Origin of the sequence: Micromonospora sp. NPDC047753 (genome assembly GCF_040642735.1) — a bacterium.
Taxonomy (GTDB): domain Bacteria; phylum Actinomycetota; class Actinomycetes; order Mycobacteriales; family Micromonosporaceae; genus Micromonospora.
This window is the reverse complement of sequence record NZ_JBEYSL010000798.1, coordinates 1-1884: the sequence shown is the minus strand read 5'-3', so window position 1 is coordinate 1884 and position 1884 is coordinate 1. Positions and strand designations below refer to the sequence as shown.

Below are 1884 nucleotides of genomic sequence, written 5' to 3'. Positions count from 1 at the left end.
GCCGGGCATGGCCACTAGTGTGCCCGGCATGACCTCTCCCGACGTCCTCGTGCGGGTCGCCACGGCCCGTGGGGTGACCACCCTCACCCTCGACAGCCCGCACAATCGCAACGCCCTCTCCACCGCCCTGATGACCCAGTTGCTGGCCGGGCTGGCGGACGCGGTCGCCGACGAGGCGGTGCGAGTGATCGTGCTCGACCACACCGGCCCGGTGTTCTGCTCCGGCGCGGACCTGAAGGAGACCGCTGCGGCGTACGCCAGCGGGACGGTGCCGGCCGGGATGCTGGGTGACGTGCTCGCGGCGCTCTGGGAGTGCCCGAAGCCGGTGCTGGCCCGGGTCGGCGGCCCGGCGCGGGCCGGCGGGCTGGGCCTGATCGCCGCCGCCGACCTGGCGGTCTGCGCCGACGAGGCGACCTTCGCGTTCACCGAGGTACGCATCGGGGTGATCCCGGCGGTGATCTCGGCGACCGTGCTGCCCCGGCTGCACCCCCGCGCCGCCGCCGAGCTGTACCTGACCGGGGACACCTTCGACGGCCGTCGGGCCGCCGAGGTCGGCCTGGTGACGGCCTCGGTCCCGGCGGACGGGTTGGACGACGCGGTACGGGGCTACTGCGACTCGCTGGTGCGCGGCGCCCCCGGTGCGCTGGCCGGCGCGAAGGAGCTGCTGCGTCGACCGGGGACCGCCGAGTTGCGCGCCGACCTGGCCCGACTCTCCGCCGTCTCGACCGGCTACTTCCTCTCCGACGAGGGACGCGAGGGGGTCTCCGCGTTCCGCGAACGTCGGCCGGCTCGATGGGTGCCCGCCCTGGACGGCGACTCCGCCTAGGGCGCGTCCGGGGCGCCGCCTTCGGTTGGCGGCGCCCCGGTCTCCGATCCGGTCAGCGCGGGTCGGGTCACCAGGCGGTCGCGCCGCCGTCGACCGGGTAGTTCGCCCCGGTGATGTACGACGCCCGGTCGGACGCGAGGAAGACCACCAGCTCGACGACCTCCTCGGGGCGCGCGAAGCGCTTGAGGAGCGTCTTGGCCGTGATGGCGTCCCGCGCCTCCTGGTTGTCACCGAGGTCGCGTTCGCTGGCCGGGGTGAGGGTGGGCCCGGGGCTGACCGCCACCGCGCGGATGCCGTGGGGCGCACCTTCGAGGGCGAGCTGTCGCGTCATGCCGATGATGCCGGCGTTCGCGGCGGTGTGACCGACCATCGGCGGGACGTGGCCGCCGATCATTCCGGCCATGGAGGCGGCGCTGATGATGACGCCGCCGCCGCGTCGGACCAGGTGCGGCCAGGCGAACTTCGACACGAAGTACGGAATGTCGAGTTCTCCGGTGATGGTGTAGCGCCAGTCCTGCACGGAGAAGTCGGGCATCGGGCCGAAGCGGAGCGCGGCGGCGTTGTTGTAGACCACGTCGAGCCCGCCATAGGCGGCCGCGGCGTCGTCGACGAGCTTGCGTACCTGCTCGGGGTCGGTGAGGTCGACCGGCGCGATGCCGGTCATCTCGCCGCCCGCGCGCCGGACGAGTTCGACTGTCTCGTCGTTACCCGCTACCTGGAGGTCGGCCCCGACGACCTTGGCGCCCTCGCGGGCGAAGGTCAGCGCCGCGACGCGGCCCAGGCCCCCGCCGGTGCCGGTGATCAGCACGACCTTGCCATCAAGCGTTCCCATGGAACTCCTCCTCGTTCAATGACCGACGCGCCAGGCTTTGCGACGGTAGGTCAGATTGACATGTCAACCGAGGTAAGTCCTTGACCGGTCAATCGCTTCCCGATATCGCGTACCCGGTGACACGCACGACACGACGACAGCCCTGCGTGTCGGAGGGCCGTGGCAGGTGAGATCGCGACCGGAGCGGGAACGTCGCCAACCGGTACGCGGCAGCGGAGCCGGCCCC

2 protein-coding genes are annotated in these 1884 nt (G+C 72.5%); one reads left to right on the top strand and one right to left on the bottom strand.

Annotated elements, in window-relative coordinates; all coding sequences use genetic code 11:
* Positions 1–28: 28 nt before the first annotated feature.
* On the top strand, positions 29–826 hold the full coding sequence (locus ABZ749_RS34650) for an enoyl-CoA hydratase-related protein (protein WP_357235514.1): 798 nt from the start codon (positions 29–31) through the stop codon (positions 824–826).
* A 67-nt stretch (positions 827–893) separates the two neighbouring features.
* Here the strand turns inward: ABZ749_RS34650 and ABZ749_RS34645 are convergent, their stop codons facing one another.
* A complete protein-coding gene (locus tag ABZ749_RS34645) occupies positions 894–1658 on the bottom strand; it encodes an SDR family NAD(P)-dependent oxidoreductase (protein ID WP_112620159.1) in 765 nt (254 codons plus the stop codon).
* Positions 1659–1884 lie beyond the last annotated feature (226 nt).

Bases quoted from the DNA above. Each gene is read 5' to 3' on its own strand.
- ABZ749_RS34650 (WP_357235514.1), top strand. From the start codon at position 29: ATGACCTCTCCCGACGTCCTCGTGCGGGTCGCCACGGCCCGTGGGGTG.
- ABZ749_RS34645 (WP_112620159.1), bottom strand. From the start codon at position 1,658: ATGGGAACGCTTGATGGCAAGGTCGTGCTGATCACCGGCACCGGCGGG.